Below are 15304 nucleotides of genomic sequence, written 5' to 3' on the forward strand. Positions count from 1 at the left end.
GGACATCACATTATGCGAACTGTTATATAATTTGCACTTAGATCTTTGATTTTAAAAGTCCTTCTCATTATACGCTTGCTTCCGTTGCTTCCGTTGCTTCCGTTGCTTCCGTTGCTTCCGTTGCTTCCGTTGCTTCAAGTTAGCTTACAACAATGCCTTTGACTAAAGTAACCATGTCAAATATATTGCATGACTAGATGGGAATCTAATCATGCAATGCTTTCAATTAAAATTGAAACTTAAATTTAAATTTAAATTTAAACACAGTTATATCCTGTTAATTGTAATTCTGCTTTAAGAATTTTTGCTGAATCAGTTGTAATGAAATTTTGCAGATAGTTTGTTGATTCAAAATAATATTCATGAACTGGTGTATTCATAACTATCTTATCAACAGTTATAGCTGCATTTGCCATATCACAAACAGGTTTTTTGTCTTTTTCTGAGAGACTTTTTATATCGTTTTCTACACTATTTAGTATCAGTTTTCCATGTACAATCACTGATAACCGTGGATAAACTTTTTCTAACATTTGCAGATATTTCTTTTCATCCTCATAACTTGGATAATCCTGCGCTTGAGCCAAGTTAAATAATGATAGACCAATCAAGCTAATTAGTATGCGTTTCATCTATAAGTTCTTGTAAAGTATATAGACTTTTATTATAACACAATTAAATAAAAATTTTATTGACAATTGAAAAATCTTTCTTTTTATGAATCTGATTGCACTAACCTTGTCTTAATTTCACTTAATGTGCTTATTTAAGAATCAAGTTGTATGACTTTAGGGTGCATTGCAGCTTAACACGATACAATGACAATTTATTTAATAATTCTAAATAGCTTTAGTTATTGTTTAAAATTTATTCAATGTTATTTTGATTAATTAAAGTCTTTTATTTTAATTTGTATGATTATCAAAAAAACTAGGACTTTAAATTATAATTATATAGTTAAATTATAGCAACCGTATATTGTTATATTAAATAATATTAATTGTTAAATTATTACTATCTGGCATTTTGTTTTATAAAAATTAAGAATAATGCAATTAAAGTATTTATTATCAGTAATTTAAATTTATATGTACTGCGATTCATTATTATTACAAAAGTGTGATTTTATTATCATTTTTATTAAATTAATTATAAAGTATTAACTATTTATATAAATAAAATAATTATTGAGATATAGGTCACATATGATTTATTTATTTTTTATTAAAATGAATTTTTATATTGTTTTTAAATAAAAATTATTGTATCTCTTATATTAACTATTTAATAAATAGGTATGTATAAAATGAAAAATAATATATTTAAACTTATTGTTATGGCGGTAATTTCCACTTCCCCACTATTTTGTTATGCAAATAACACAATAATGATTAAAGGAAATATTGTTGAAGACACTTGTTCTACAGTAAATGTTGAAAAAGCATGTGCTCAAATCAATACGCTGAATACGACTATCGATACTCAATATTTAAATAAAGACAATGTATTCAACTTGGCACGTCATACTGACAAAATGGATACGAGTATTGAAACAATAACCGCTAATAAAAAAGTAGTAGTTCTAAATTATCACTAAAATGATTAGTCCAGACTCGTTACTCTAGATGAAGTGCTAACATAAAAATTAGGGTGAATCGTTTATCATTTGATCAAAATAATAAACGATTCATCTTTTATCTTAAAAAATGATTAATTTCTCACACTTTGTTGGGCAAAGAGATAAATTATCGTATATAATTGTTTTATTGATTTTTTTTCAAATATCTATTCTTTCTGATACTTCTCTTATGTAATTTTTCTTATAAATTAATTAATTTAAAATTCTTCTTTTAAAACAATTGATTAGATCGATGAAACTATACTTGAGTTTAGCCCAAAACAGCAGTTTATTTCTTATTATTTAAAAATAGTGTGATGAGGTTTGCATTTTGTTGAAAAAATGTTAGTATCGCCGCATTACTTTTCAAGATGCCAACCTCTGGAAAAGTAAGAGATTAAACTTTTATCCAGACTTTTTGAGAAAACACTATGAAAAAACTTGCTTTGATCGCTGCTCTTTCAGTTGTAGGGATTGCGAACGCTCAAGCGGCTGATGGTACAATTACAATTAATGGTTTAGTAACGGACAAAACTTGTGACATCGTTACACCTGCTGGTAAAAACTTCACAGTTACTCTTCCAACCGTTTCTAAACAAACTTTAGCTGCTGCTGGAAATGTTGCTGGTCGTACTCCTTTCCAAATCAAGTTAGCTAACTGTTCAGAAGGTAAAGTTGCAACTTATTTCGAACCAGGTGCAACTGTTGACTTTAATACTGGTCGTTTACTTAACCAAGACGCTACTGGTGCTAAAAACGTTAATGTTCAACTTTTAGGTAACAACAACCAAGTAATTCCAGTTCTTGCTGCTGGCGCAAATGGTGCTCAAGCGAACTCTCAATGGGTTGACGTTGCTGCAGCTGGTAGTGCAGATCTTAACTACTACGCTGAATACTATGCAACTGGCGCTTCTACTGCTGGTAAAGTGAACACTTCTGTTCAATACACAATTATCTATCAATAATTGATAGACAATAGGGTTTCTATATTTTTATAGAAGCCCTATTTTGTGTACGCTTTCCCGAACTTCCTTGGCTGAGAATCCAGAAATGAAATTGAACAGTTATAATTTTTTGTTAGGTTTGGCATTTGCTTCAGCGCTAGCCGCACCTGCCTCTCATGCAGAAATTGTAATTCATGGCACTCGTGTAATTTATCCATCAGATGCTCGTGAAGTGACGCTACAAGTTAGCAATAACGGTTCAAAACCAGCTCTTGTTCAAGCTTGGATTGATGAAGGCGACCCAAAAAGTACTCCGGATCAATCAAAAGTTCCTTTTATGATTGCTCCTCCAATTTCTCGTGTTGAAGCAACCAAAAGTCAGACTTTTCGTATTACTGCCCTACCTACTGCTTCTCAGTTAAATCAGAAGCAAGAAACAGTTTTATGGTTGAACGTTTTGGATATTCCACCAAGACCAACTTCCAAGGGTGCAGATACGACACCTGATAATTTTCTGCAATTAGCTATTCGCTCACGTATTAAATTCTTCTATCGTCCAGCTTCGATTAAAGATGACGCGAACTTAGCAGCAGATAAGCTTCAATGGGTTAAATCTGGTCAAAACTTAACGGTAAAAAATCCAACACCTTTTCATATCACAATGACTTCTATTTTTCAGAAAGTTGGTGATAAAAAAGTTGATTTATTACCTGAAGGGCTAATGGTTAAGCCTTTTTCTGATGCATCCGTTCAGCTTAAGAATGGCAATGTTCAGGATATGAGTTTTATTAATGTGAATGACTACGGTGGTCGAGTCGAACACACAATAAAACTTCAATAATCAGTTTTATATTTTTAATAAATTTTAAGCACCTATTATGTGAGTAGGCGGACTTAGCTATGCCAAAAAAACGGCAAGAATCTTATAAATTATTAAAACGCCATATTTGTTATTACTTGGCTTCTGGCGTTGTTACAATGACAATGCCTGTATTCGTGCACGCTGAAGAAACAGCTGCGAGTGCTCCTGTCGAAGCTGAGTTTGATTCTGCTTTCTTAATTGGCGATGCAAAAAAAGTTGATATTTCTCGTTTCAAATACGGTAATCCTGTTTTACCAGGCGAATATAACGTTGACGTATATGTAAACGGTCAATGGTTTGGTAAACGTCGTATGGTGTTTAAAGCTGTAGATCCGCAACAAAATGCAGTGACTTGCTTTACAGGAATGAATCTTCTTGAGTACGGCGTAAAGCAAGAGATTTTATCTAAGCATGCTCCTCTTCAAAAAGAAAATAATACGTGTTACAAAATAGAAGAATGGGTAGAAAACGCATTTTATGAGTTTGATAACTCTCGCTTACGTGTAGATATTTCAATTCCACAAGTCGCATTACAAAAAAATGCTCAAGGTTATGTTGACCCAAGTGTATGGGATCGCGGCATTAATGCAGGCTTTTTATCTTATAATGGTAGTGCTTATAAAACGTTTACTAATTCTAACGATAGAAGTGAAACGTCAAATGCATTTATGGGGATTACAGCCGGATTAAATTTAGCTGGCTGGCAATTACGTCATAATGGTCAGTGGCAATGGCAAGACACTCCTGCTGAAAATCAGTCTAAATCAAGTTACGAAGAAATCAGTACTTATTTACAGCGAGCATTCCCTAAATATCGCGGTGTTTTAACACTTGGTGATAGCTTTACCAACGGCGAAGTATTTGACTCTTATGGTTATCGTGGTATCGATTTTTCAAGTGATGACCGAATGCTACCGAACAGTATGTTGGGGTATGCTCCACGTATTCGTGGTAATGCGAAAACCAACGCAAAAGTTGAAGTTCGCCAACAAGGTCAACTAATTTATCAAACAACAGTAGCACCGGGTAACTTTGAAATTAACGACTTATACCCTACTGGTTTTGGTGGGGAGATTGAAGTTACTGTTATTGAAGCAAACGGTGAAATACAAAAATTTGCTGTGCCTTATGCATCTGTTGTACAGATGTTACGTCCTGGCATGAACCGTTATTCATTAACAGTCGGTCAATTCCGTGATCGTGATATTGATCTTAATCCTTGGGTAGTTCAAGGTAAATATCAACAAGGTATTAACAACTACTTAACTGGTTATACTGGAATTCAAGCTTCTGAAAATTATACAGCCTTATTGTTAGGTGCTGCTTTTGCAACTCCTATTGGTGCTGTTGCATTTGATGTTACCCACTCTGAAGCGGACTTTGAAAAACAAGCTTCACAATCAGGTCAAAGTTTCCGTTTAAGTTATAGCAAGTTAATTTCTCCAACCAATACAAATTTAACACTTGCAGCTTATCGCTACTCAACAGAAAACTTCTATAAATTACGTGATGCCCTGCTTATTCGTGATTTAGAAGACAAAGGGATCAATACTTACGCTGCTGGTCGCCAACGTAGTGAATTCCAAATTACTTTAAACCAAGGTCTTCCTGAAGGTTGGGGTAACTTCTACATGGTAGGTTCATGGGTGGATTATTGGAACCGTAGTGAAACGACTAAACAATATCAAGTTGGTTATAGCAATAATTACCATGGTTTAACTTATGGCTTATCTGCGATTAACCGTCAAGTTGAATATGGTTCAAACACTCAATCGCGTGATACTCAGTACTTGATGACACTATCTTTCCCAATGAACTTTAAAAAGAATTCAGTCAATGTCAACATTACTGCGTCTGAAGATAGTCGTACAGTGGGTGCAAGTGGTATGGTGGGTGATCGCTTTAGTTATGGTGCTTCAATGTCGCATCAAGACTATACAAACCCATCATTTAACGTAAATGGACGTTATCGTACTAACTATACAACTGTTGGTGGATCTTATAGTGTGGCTGATTCTTACCAACAAGCAATGGTTAGCTTAACTGGTAGTGTGGTTGCACACTCAGAAGGTATTTTATTTGGACCTGAACAAGGTCAAACGATGGTACTTGTGCATGCACCAGAAGCTGCTGGAGCAAAAGTCAACAATGCTGTTGGTTTAAGCGTAAATAAACAGGGTTATGCTGTAGTTCCTTATGTTACGCCTTATCGCCTTAATGACATTACCCTTGACCCACAAGAAATGTCGAGTGAAGTAGAACTTGAAGAAACAAGTCAACGTATTGCTCCTTTTGCTGGTGCAATTGCTAAAGTCGACTTTGCAACCAAAACAGGCTATGCAGTTTATATTACTAGTAAAACTGTAGATGGCAACAGTCTACCGTTTGCTGCACAAGTCTTTAACCAAAAAGACGAAGCTGTAGGTATTGTTGCACAAGGTAGTATGATTTACTTGCGTACCCCACAAGCTCAAGATCACCTCTATGTAAAATGGGGTGATGAAAGTAATGAGCGTTGTTCTGTTGAGTACAACATTAGTAATCAGTTGCAAAACAAGCAACAAAGTGTAGTAATGACTGAGGCTGTCTGCAAATGAAAAAAATATTATTAACTGGTGCTTTATTTACTGCTGGTCTTGGGATTTATGGTGAGGCTAATGCTTCATGCTACATAACTGGTTATCAACCAAATGATGTACTTATGGCTGTAGGACGTGTTGTAGTTCGCCCTAGTGATCCAATTGGTGCAATATTAAGAAAAGCGACTTTTCCTATTAGTCGTACTGATACACAAGCGAATAACTGTGATAGTCGAGATGTAGCAGTTGCGGAATTAACCCAAGCTTATCCTTTAAGCTCTTTAGGCAATAGCATCTATACCACTAATATTCCTGGCATTGGTATTCGTTTGTACCGTGAAGCTGAAAATAATACGAATTTCTCAGGCTATTATCCTTATCAACGTGGTGGAATCTCAGGTAATCGTTATTTAGCATCTGGGTATTTTGTGGTGGAAATTATTAAAATTGCTTCACAAACAGGTTCAGGAACCTTAGTACCAGGCAGATATAGTAGTTACTATATCCGTGGTTATCCAGATAAACCTTTTTTAACAAGTACTGTAAATGCCAATGCAATTACAATTGCTTCATCTTCATGTGAAATCCAAGGTAACATTAACAAGGTTGTGCAGCTTCCTACTGTTATGAAGGCTGGTTTCAAAGGTGTTGGTTCAACTCAAGGCGAGCAAACCTTTGATATGAACATTCTATGTAATGGTGGCATCAACCCTACTGGTTATGAAGAGAAAAATGTCATTAGTTTAAGTTACGACTTTACACAAGACGGTACAAACAATCAGGTATTGGCAAATACAGCTGCTGTTTCTGAAAAAGCAAATGGTGTCGGTGTACAATTACTGTGGAACTATCAAAATAAGAATCAAGTCATCAAAAAAGGTGACAAATTAGCCTTAGGTACAGTGTCTTCTAATCAGACACTTCAATATAATGTACCGATGACAGCCCGCTACTATCAAACAGCAACAAATGTGACTGCTGGTAAAGTTCGTGCAATGGCTACTGTAACGATTCAATATGATTAATCATATTGAATCGTTATTAAGCTGAATAAAATTTAAAATCATAAATATTAATAATAAATTTTACTTTAACTCTACTTTCTAAAAATTTAACACTTAACTCGATAGGAATATTTATGAAAAAAATAGGTATAGTTGCTGTTAGTGCAATTACATTATGTTGGGCAATGTATGAGGTATCTTCTGATAATACCAATACAGTAACGCCTAATCAGGCTAGCCAAAAAGTATCATCTAAAAGCATTTCATCAACTACAAAGAATGAAAAATTAGCGTCTCAAACCGTCTTAGCTCAAACTACCTCCCTTAACTCTTCTGCTCCAGTCTGCAAATACAATTTTGACGCGACTCAAGCAGATTTCGATCTATGGAGTAATGAAAATCCAGGATATGTTCCTCTGAAGATATTCCCATCGATAGCAGGCCAAAAATTTAGTCTTAAAGTAGAACCTAGGCCAGAAAGTGAGTACGGCTACATAGATTATCTAGCTAGAAGTAAAGCTAGTCTTAATTCGTCTAATGACATTGGAGATTTCAAACTTCCTCATACTGGTATTATTGCATTAGAAATAGAACTTAAAATACCAACAATAAAACTTGTTAATTCAGGATTTGAAAACAATACGTATATGTCTAGTATTTATTTTACGGGCGTGACAAATAATGGTTATACAGTTAGATCAAGCTATGGGTTTGATATGGGAAGTTATGATCCAGATTTTGGTGAAAACCCTCCTATGTTAATTTATTCTGTAAATTATCGTCTTAGCGATAATAGTGGGCCTGATCATTCCTACTACAAAAGCCAGAACATGACAAATAATACACAGGAATACCAACGATTAGGAATATATATTAACCAGAATAGTGGGCAGGTCGGTTTTATTGTAAATGGTGTTGATCAAGGTTATAAATCTACTTTACCTGCTCCACTTGAAAATATAAGTTTTAATGTAGTAAGTGGTTTATCAATATATTCTAATCAGTTATTTGGACAAGAGTTGTCTAGTGAACTCATTACTGACCGTAATGCGCTACAGTTCAACTACCCTCAGGGTACAACTGACATGTGTGGTAATGCCATCTAAGATATAAAATTATAAGTGGTAAAAAAGGGCTGAATCACAGCCCTTTTTTTATTTCATTTAAAAATGAATAACAGTACGAATTGATTTACCTTCATGCATTAAATCAAAAGCTGTATTAATGTCTTGTAAAGGCATAGTGTGCGTTACAAAAGGCTCAAGTTGAATCTCACCTTTCATAGCATCTTCGACCATTTTAGGAAGTTGTGTACGGCCTTTCACACCACCAAAAGCAGTACCTAACCATTTACGGCCTGTCACTAACTGGAATGGGCGTGTCGAAATTTCTTGGCCTGCACCAGCAACACCAATAATAACGGATTGTCCCCAACCACGATGTGCGCACTCTAAAGCTGAGCGCATAACATTGACGTTACCAATACATTCAAATGAGTGGTCAACCCCCCAGCCTGTCATTTCTACAATCACTTGCTGAATAGGCTTATCGTAATCTTTTGGGTTTAAGAAATCTGTAGCACCAAACTGTTTAGCAAGTTCAAATTTATCTGAGTTTGTGTCAATTACAATAATACGTCCTGCTTTTGCCTGACGTGCACCTTGTACAACAGCTAGGCCAATACCACCTAAGCCAAATACCGCAACCGAGTCACCTTCTTGTACTTTTGCTGTGTTATGCACGGCGCCAATACCAGTCGTCACGCCGCATCCAAGTAAACAAACTTGCTCGTGATTCGCCTCAGGATTGATCTTAGCTAAAGATACTTCAGCAACTACCGTATATTCACTAAAAGTTGAACAACCCATGTAGTGGTAAATCGGCTCACCATTATATGAAAAACGTGTGGTTCCATCTGGCATTACACCTTTACCTTGTGTAGCACGTACAGCCACACATAGGTTTGTTTTTCCAGATTTACAGAATAAGCATTCTTTACATTCTGCAGTATAAAGCGGAATAACATGATCACCCGGCTGAACGCTTGTTACGCCCTCACCCACTTCAACTACGACACCTGCGCCTTCATGACCTAAAATCGCAGGGAAAACACCCTCAGGATCATCACCAGATAGTGTAAAAGCATCGGTATGACATACCCCTGTATGAGTAATTTTTATGAGAACTTCACCTGCTTGCGGTGGTGCAACATCAACTTCAACAATTTCTAAAGGTTTTCCTGGGGCAAAGGCGACAGCTGCACGAGATTTCATCTTTGGGTTTCCTTTAAATCATTCGGTATTTATAGTCGAGCAAAATAGATTATATATTGGTAATACAAGAGCTTAATTTTGCTTAAATTAAATTGGCTTTCATGACAATCCATCACAGCATAGCCAGTCAAGTACGTCTAGGCAAGCATGTTTTTCAAAAACAAGAAGCCTCTTATGTTAAGAGGCTTCTTATTAAATTATTTATATATTAAGTAGTTTATTTTTACTTATAGGTAAATATCTGGTGGATATGGTGTGTTATCACTAATAGGTGTATATAGCGTATTTTCAACAAAAAAGCCATTTGGAGCTTGAGTAGTATCAATTGTAATCGAGTCAAACATCACTTGTGGATACGCCCAGATAAACTGCTTCATCAGACCAAGCGATAAGTTGTTTTGCATATCTCCAAAAATCCGTTGCCAGATCGGTGTACGATATGGTTTGTTTTTATCGAACCCGTAGATATAAGCAATAGATGCATCTGGTACAAATCCTGATAAATAAGCCACTTTATTTACAGGGTAGCCTAAATCTTGAGTTGGTATTTGTGAAACAGCCTGATGAGCTAAATCTAGTTTCGCTTCTAAAAGCCAATCATAGGCTTCCGTCATGATGTAATCAAAATTTGGATAAGAATAGTGCTCACTTGGATAGTTGATATAAGTTGCTAAGGTTTGTATTGGAGAACGAATAGATGGGAAAAAGATTAATGGACACACTTGAGCATTTGAATATTTTGCTTTAATCGCTGTTCGAATATCTTGGCATGTTTGTCCTAATTTATTTCGTAACCATGACTTAAACTCATCGTATGGAGTTCCGGTCTTATTCATTGCATCATAAATTGTTCCCAAATCCGGCGCATATAAACCTGTATCTGCATTAAAAGCTAACTTAGTTGGATAGTCATAGACACATGGTAAGTTCGTATCCGTGTTGTACCACCACCAAGGCTCACCAATTTGCATGTTGACATCACACCCGCCCGTCACCAAGGTATCTGCGAACTCAATAAAAACTTTATGTAAGTATGCCAAAGCATTTTGATCACATAAACTAAAGAAATAACTTGGTGGCTGGTAGCCTGTTTTACCCAAATTACTATTCCAGTCGCGCTGTGCCCAAAACTCATTTGCTCCTAACGAGTACATTTCAAAACTTACCCCAAAAACGGGTTGCATATTTGCATTATGCAGAGCTTGGGCATATTTCTCATGCCATTTACGGGTACATGGGTTAACGACATCTTGTCCTGTAACGAGTGTGTCTGGAATCTGGAATCTATTAATATCACTTCTCCAGATCATTTCAGGATAATGTGACATACCGCAGTAATGGTTAATAAAACCGTGATATCCCAAAGCAGCCATGTTATCGACAATTCGCTGTGGATTCAGATCGTAATGGTCGTCATAGCTAGTACATAAGCCATAATTATGCTGAGGTACGATCACTCGGCTTAGATTTAACTGTGCATTTGTACCAGTAACGACTGAATTGGTAATACGAATATAACCATCTTCTGACTGACTCAAGGGCAAAGATGAGTGGGCGTTATAGCTACTCGTAAACGCTGAAAATGAAATTCGCTGAATATTGGTAACTGGAAAGCTGTCTGTAGCCGAGAAACCTGCTTTAACTGTATCCCAATTAATATGAATATGAGCAGATCTTGAAGATGGATTATTGGCGTAGTTGAACAAAACAATATACGCGATTTTATCTACCCCATTGTCGTTATAGTAAACGGTTAAAGTTGGGGTTAATGACTCATTATTTAAAACAGGCATAGAGGATGACAGTTCTATGTCAAAGTCCCATATCACACCTGAATAGCTATACTTAGCTTCATAAGCTAGAAGTTTATGATCTTTAGTGTCATACGAGTTCCAACTAATACCTGCTAAGTCTGTCGTCATACGTGAGCGGAAAGTTGCCTCAAAACCATTGCCATAATTGGTAATAGCAAAAGACATACTTTGTGGGCCATCTATTGTCCAATAGCTTGGACTGAACCTGTCAATAAGTATATTTTGAGTAATGAGTTGAGGAGAAACCGTAGAATTATTTTGTACATTTTGTGAGTTATTTATCATGTCATAATGCTCTTAATGGCTTTAAGAAGTCTTATATTAAATAATTATTTTATTTATATTGTTTGGATAAGTAACAATTGAGTTTAATCTACGAAGAGTAGATAATTATTATCATTATTAAAATAATATGAACCTAACACATTATTTTAGTTCTAAAGTGGACTTTACAATAAGGAGCAATGAATGCCAAATCCTTCTCGGTTAGGACACTTTAGAATAGTGTTACTTTTGACTCCAGCTTTATCATTATTAAGTGGTTGCAGTGATACAGCATTTCATAAAAATAATAAGCCTACAGTTATTTCTTCAAGTATTGCAAACTCTTATCCTGAGCCAGATACATACTTGGGTGAAAAGCTGCAACCAAATGAAAAGTTAGTGGCTCAGCAAATATCCACAGTTATTGAAGAATCTATCCGAAAAGAATACTCACCCGGCAAAGCGTTAAGAGATGCACATCCTAAAGCACATGGCTGTGTTCGTGCCGAGTTTCATGTACTTAAAAATATTCCAACTCAACTTGCAAAAGGTGTATTTGTTCCCGATAAAAGCTATCAGGCATGGATTCGCTTTTCAAATGCATCTAACGATGCTTCTCAAGCAGATATTGAAAAAGATGCCCGCGGCATGGCTATAAAAGTCTTAGGTGTACCGGGTGACAAAATTTTAGAGAGTGAAAAGGAAGCGACAACTCAAGATTTTATCATGATCAATCATCCAGTCTTTTTTGTAAATGACGGTCAAAGATATCTTTCATTTATTCATGATGTGAACAATAAGGGGTTCTTTAATAAACTCCACATTCCTTTTGCCCTAGGTTTAAAAGGAACAATCAATGCTTTAGGAGCTCGTAATTCTAAAATTTCCAATCCACTCTATGCACGTTACTGGTCTATGGTGCCCTATCAATTAGGATTAGGTAATGACCGTCAAGCTGTTAAATATTCAGTAAGAAATTGCTCGGCGGTGTCCCCAGCTTTCCCTGATCATCCAAGCCATAATTTTTTAAGAGATGCTTTAAAAGATACTTTGCATAAGCAAGATGTTTGTATGGAATTTTTAATACAGCCAAGAACTTCAAATAAAATGCAAGTTGAAGATGCAATGACTGAGTGGAAAGAAACGGAAGCACCCTTTTACCAAGTTGCGACTCTTCATATACCAAAACAGAGCTTTGATACACCTGAGCAAAATCAATTTTGTGAAAATCTCTCTTTTACGCCGTGGCATGCTTTATCTGAGCATAAGCCTTTAGGTGGAATAAACAGAATGCGTAAAATTATTTACGAAGATATAAGTAGAACTAGACATGAGATGAATTCTGCTCTACGTCAAGAACCGTGAAAAATTAGCTCAACTTAAAAAATTTTGAATAAAAAAACCGCCCCAGAAGGCGGTTGCTGAATTTTAACAGCGATACATAGAAGTGTGGTGGTAACACTTCTATATTCTTTAAATTATTTTCTTTCTTTTACCATTTTTTTAAAATCTTCCGATTTAAAGTACTTAATGATCAGTTCACCATCATCATTTGTCTGTGCAGTTTCTGAAGAATTTTTATAGTGGTCAAACTCACTATTAAACTTAAAATCTGGGGGAATTAACTTTGAAATAGACGTAAGTCTAGTTTCTCCACCAGTAGTGATTCTTTCAATAAATCCTGCTAGCCATAAAATATACTCACCTTTATTTTTATAACTAGGCATCAAACTAATATCAATTTTAACGGCGCACTGATCTAGTGGTTTGGTTAGACACTCTTCAAAATCAATGAAGTTATATTTAAGCTTAAATTTGGTGTCTTTAATTTCTTTACGAATCACTGCTATTAAGTTGTTTAGTTGTTCGGTGGGAATATTTGAAAAAAGATCTTGATCTTTAAATCGTTTATAAACCTTTTCAGCAATCATCAAATATTGGGGCATGTCCTATCTCCTTTTTACCTTCCTTCTTGGTCGGTTGCTTACTCAGCCTTTTAAAGAAGTATGATACAAAACATGTGTTTTAATGTAGTTGTTATTGAACTAATTGTAAGTAATGTGAATTTGTGCAGCTTGATTATTTATTAAAGCGCAACTTATAAAAATAATGAGAATTGCGACTCTATTTTATCGATAAAACTCATAAATTATCGAAATAATTTCTTGCAGTAAAAATGTAGCTCGCATTGTCAAAATGTTCATTGAATAGGCCTCTTATCATGTTTCAAAAATATCATTTAAAATACTGTTTTATATAAATTTTAATTTTATGTTATTTTAGAGTACAACAAAATCATACAGTTATTGTGATTTTTGACATATAAATTGAATATAAGAATGCTCAGATAAGTCTAACTTGGATGCAAATTAAATGCTTACATGATCAATCAGCTATACCAGCAATATAGTACTATGGCCTTAAGTGCTTGGGGTTTTACTGATTTACCTTCTTATACAGATAGATACGATCCTAATGAGAAAGATATAGTGATAAAGACAAGTAGTTGGTTGAATGATGATGCAGCAGAAGAAAAAACGCGTCAGGGTCTTACCGCCTTTGTAGCCCTCGATGATGCATTTATGAGTATCGCCTCTCGTATATATGTCATTAGAAATGCCAAGGAAAGCATAGATCTACAATATTATATTTGGACTAATGATTTTGTAGGTAACTTGATTCTGCATGAGTTACTCAAAGCTGCAGATCGAGGAATAAAAGTTCGACTGTTAATTGATGATCAAAACGGTATAAAGCTTGATGGCATATTAAGAAGTCTTTTACAGCACTCTAACTTTGAAATCAGACTCTTTAATCCTTATAAATTTAGATACTTAAGAATATTTGATTATATTTTTCGCTTCAAAAAAGTGAATCACCGCATGCATAATAAACTTATTATTGCGGATGCCACGATTGCAGTAACAGGCGGTAGAAATATTAGTAGTGAATACTTTGAAGCAAGCAGTAAGTTTCAATTTACTGATATGGATATTTTGTTCTATGGAGATGCTGTAAGACATGCCCAAGCTGTATTTACTGATTTTTGGGAAAGTACCTTAAGTGTAAATGCAACTGATATTATTGGAACTTGTGCTGAGCATCATTTAAAAGCTCTAAGAGAGCATTATGAACAATTACATCATGAAGGCCAAAGCCTCACAGAAGATAAGCTTTATGATGCCCAGAGTTATTTAAAAGAGCTTTTAGAGCATAATCCTATTCAGTGGTCTAAAGCACACTTTGTGGCAGACTCACCCAAGAAGATTTTAGGTACAGCAACTGAACATGAAATGCTATATGGGCAAGTCATGTCTATTATTGGTAAACCTAAGCAACACTTAGAATTAGCTTCGGCTTATTTTGTACCCACCCAACAAGGTACATATTATTTAAAACAACTACGATTTGAAGGAATCAAAGTTCGCGCTTTAACCAACTCTTTTGCCGCAAATGATGTTGCGATCGTACATGCTTTTTATAGTCAATACCGCGTAGAAATGCTTAAAAATGGTGTTGAGCTTTATGAGTTTAAACCTGTGCTAGAACGGCGGCGTAGAACTTGGTACGAAATTGTAACGGGTAGCGTTATACCAGCAAAAGGTAAAAATAAATCCAGTTTGCATGCTAAATTTTTTGATGTAGACGGCAAAGTATTTATTGGTTCTTTTAACTTTGACCCCCGCTCTACCTATTTAAATACCGAAGTTGGCTTAGTGATTGAGTCTAACCAGTTACAAACCCAAATTTCCGTTATGTTAGATCAACACTTAACTCAAGTGGCCTATCAACTAAAATTAAATAGCGAAGGACAAATTGTCTGGCTCGATTACCAGTCGAATGGGCAAGTGATTGAATATAATAAAGACCCGGGAACTAGCCGTTTTCAACGAACAATGATTAAAGCTGTTTCTTACTTGCCTATTGAATGGATGATGTAATTTTT

The 15304-nt window shown here is 35.3% G+C and carries 12 protein-coding genes; 8 read left to right on the forward strand and 4 right to left on the reverse strand.

The features are described 5' to 3' along the window. Positions 1 to 257: 257 nt before the first annotated feature. Positions 258 to 632, reverse strand: a complete 375-nt coding sequence (locus tag AC056_RS13580; protein WP_039255667.1) for a hypothetical protein — start codon at positions 630 to 632, stop codon at positions 258 to 260. 674 nt (positions 633 to 1306) lie between these two features. Between AC056_RS13580 and AC056_RS13585 the strand changes: the two genes are divergently transcribed. From AC056_RS13585 to AC056_RS13610, 6 genes are all read left to right on the forward strand, one after another. Then, positions 1307 to 1597 carry a hypothetical protein gene (locus tag AC056_RS13585; RefSeq protein ID WP_039255589.1) on the forward strand — a complete coding sequence of 97 codons (291 nt, stop codon included), beginning with the start codon at positions 1307 to 1309 and terminating at the stop codon, positions 1595 to 1597. Positions 1598 to 2049: 452 nt separating this feature from the next. Then, positions 2050 to 2583 (forward strand): fimbrial protein, encoded by a 534-nt coding sequence (locus tag AC056_RS13590; protein ID WP_077163904.1) that lies wholly within the window; start codon positions 2050 to 2052, stop codon positions 2581 to 2583. A gap of 85 nt (positions 2584 to 2668) precedes the next feature. After that, positions 2669 to 3403 (forward strand): molecular chaperone, encoded by a 735-nt coding sequence (locus AC056_RS13595; protein ID WP_004701631.1) that lies wholly within the window; start codon positions 2669 to 2671, stop codon positions 3401 to 3403. 59 nt (positions 3404 to 3462) lie between these two features. After that, a complete protein-coding gene (locus tag AC056_RS13600) occupies positions 3463 to 6021 on the forward strand; it encodes a fimbria/pilus outer membrane usher protein (RefSeq protein WP_077163905.1) in 2559 nt (852 codons plus the stop codon). Continuing rightward, complete coding sequence (locus AC056_RS13605) at positions 6018 to 7028, forward strand: fimbrial protein (protein WP_077163906.1); 1011 nt, start codon at positions 6018 to 6020, stop codon at positions 7026 to 7028. Before AC056_RS13600 ends, AC056_RS13605 begins: the two co-directional genes overlap by 4 nt. Before the next feature lie 113 nt (positions 7029 to 7141). Continuing rightward, positions 7142 to 8113, forward strand: a complete 972-nt coding sequence (locus AC056_RS13610; RefSeq protein ID WP_077163907.1) for a DUF4882 family protein — start codon at positions 7142 to 7144, stop codon at positions 8111 to 8113. 57 nt (positions 8114 to 8170) lie between these two features. On the opposite strand, the gene AC056_RS13615 is transcribed toward AC056_RS13610, so the two are convergent. Further along, positions 8171 to 9280, reverse strand: coding sequence for an S-(hydroxymethyl)glutathione dehydrogenase/class III alcohol dehydrogenase (locus AC056_RS13615; protein ID WP_077163908.1), 1110 nt, complete (start codon positions 9278 to 9280; stop codon positions 8171 to 8173). A gap of 227 nt (positions 9281 to 9507) precedes the next feature. Beyond that, positions 9508 to 11379 (reverse strand): phage capsid protein, encoded by a 1872-nt coding sequence (locus tag AC056_RS13620; RefSeq protein ID WP_213033498.1) that lies wholly within the window; start codon positions 11377 to 11379, stop codon positions 9508 to 9510. Between the two features lie 183 nt (positions 11380 to 11562). On the opposite strand from AC056_RS13620, the gene AC056_RS13625 reads away from it, so the two are divergent. Further along, entirely contained in the window at positions 11563 to 12723 is a 1161-nt protein-coding gene (locus AC056_RS13625; RefSeq protein WP_077163909.1) for a catalase family protein, read from the forward strand. A gap of 113 nt (positions 12724 to 12836) precedes the next feature. Here AC056_RS13625 and AC056_RS13630 read toward each other — a convergent pair whose 3' ends face one another. Next, a complete protein-coding gene (locus AC056_RS13630) occupies positions 12837 to 13304 on the reverse strand; it encodes a hypothetical protein (RefSeq protein WP_077163910.1) in 468 nt (155 codons plus the stop codon). A 435-nt stretch (positions 13305 to 13739) separates the two neighbouring features. On the opposite strand from AC056_RS13630, the gene AC056_RS13635 reads away from it, so the two are divergent. After that, the gene (locus AC056_RS13635) at positions 13740 to 15299 is read left to right on the forward strand and encodes a phospholipase D family protein (protein ID WP_077163911.1); all 1560 of its coding nucleotides are present in this window, start codon (positions 13740 to 13742) and stop codon (positions 15297 to 15299) included. The last annotated feature ends 5 nt before the right edge of the window (positions 15300 to 15304 follow it).

It is taken from the genome of Acinetobacter genomosp. 33YU, from assembly GCF_001990725.1.
In the GTDB taxonomy this organism is placed as follows: Bacteria; Pseudomonadota; Gammaproteobacteria; order Pseudomonadales; family Moraxellaceae; genus Acinetobacter; species Acinetobacter seifertii.

Bases quoted from the DNA above. Each gene is read 5' to 3' on its own strand.
- AC056_RS13580 (WP_039255667.1), bottom strand. From the start codon at position 632: ATGAAACGCATACTAATTAGCTTGATTGGTCTATCATTATTTAACTTG.
- AC056_RS13610 (WP_077163907.1), top strand. From the start codon at position 7,142: ATGAAAAAAATAGGTATAGTTGCTGTTAGTGCAATTACATTATGTTGG.
- AC056_RS13620 (WP_213033498.1), bottom strand. From the start codon at position 11,379: ATGATAAATAACTCACAAAATGTACAAAATAATTCTACGGTTTCTCCT.
- AC056_RS13625 (WP_077163909.1), top strand. From the start codon at position 11,563: ATGCCAAATCCTTCTCGGTTAGGACACTTTAGAATAGTGTTACTTTTG.
- AC056_RS13595 (WP_004701631.1), top strand. From the start codon at position 2,669: ATGAAATTGAACAGTTATAATTTTTTGTTAGGTTTGGCATTTGCTTCA.
- AC056_RS13600 (WP_077163905.1), top strand. From the start codon at position 3,463: ATGCCAAAAAAACGGCAAGAATCTTATAAATTATTAAAACGCCATATT.
- AC056_RS13585 (WP_039255589.1), top strand. From the start codon at position 1,307: ATGAAAAATAATATATTTAAACTTATTGTTATGGCGGTAATTTCCACT.
- AC056_RS13635 (WP_077163911.1), top strand. From the start codon at position 13,740: ATGATCAATCAGCTATACCAGCAATATAGTACTATGGCCTTAAGTGCT.
- AC056_RS13630 (WP_077163910.1), bottom strand. From the start codon at position 13,304: ATGCCCCAATATTTGATGATTGCTGAAAAGGTTTATAAACGATTTAAA.
- AC056_RS13615 (WP_077163908.1), bottom strand. From the start codon at position 9,280: ATGAAATCTCGTGCAGCTGTCGCCTTTGCCCCAGGAAAACCTTTAGAA.
- AC056_RS13605 (WP_077163906.1), top strand. From the start codon at position 6,018: ATGAAAAAAATATTATTAACTGGTGCTTTATTTACTGCTGGTCTTGGG.
- AC056_RS13590 (WP_077163904.1), top strand. From the start codon at position 2,050: ATGAAAAAACTTGCTTTGATCGCTGCTCTTTCAGTTGTAGGGATTGCG.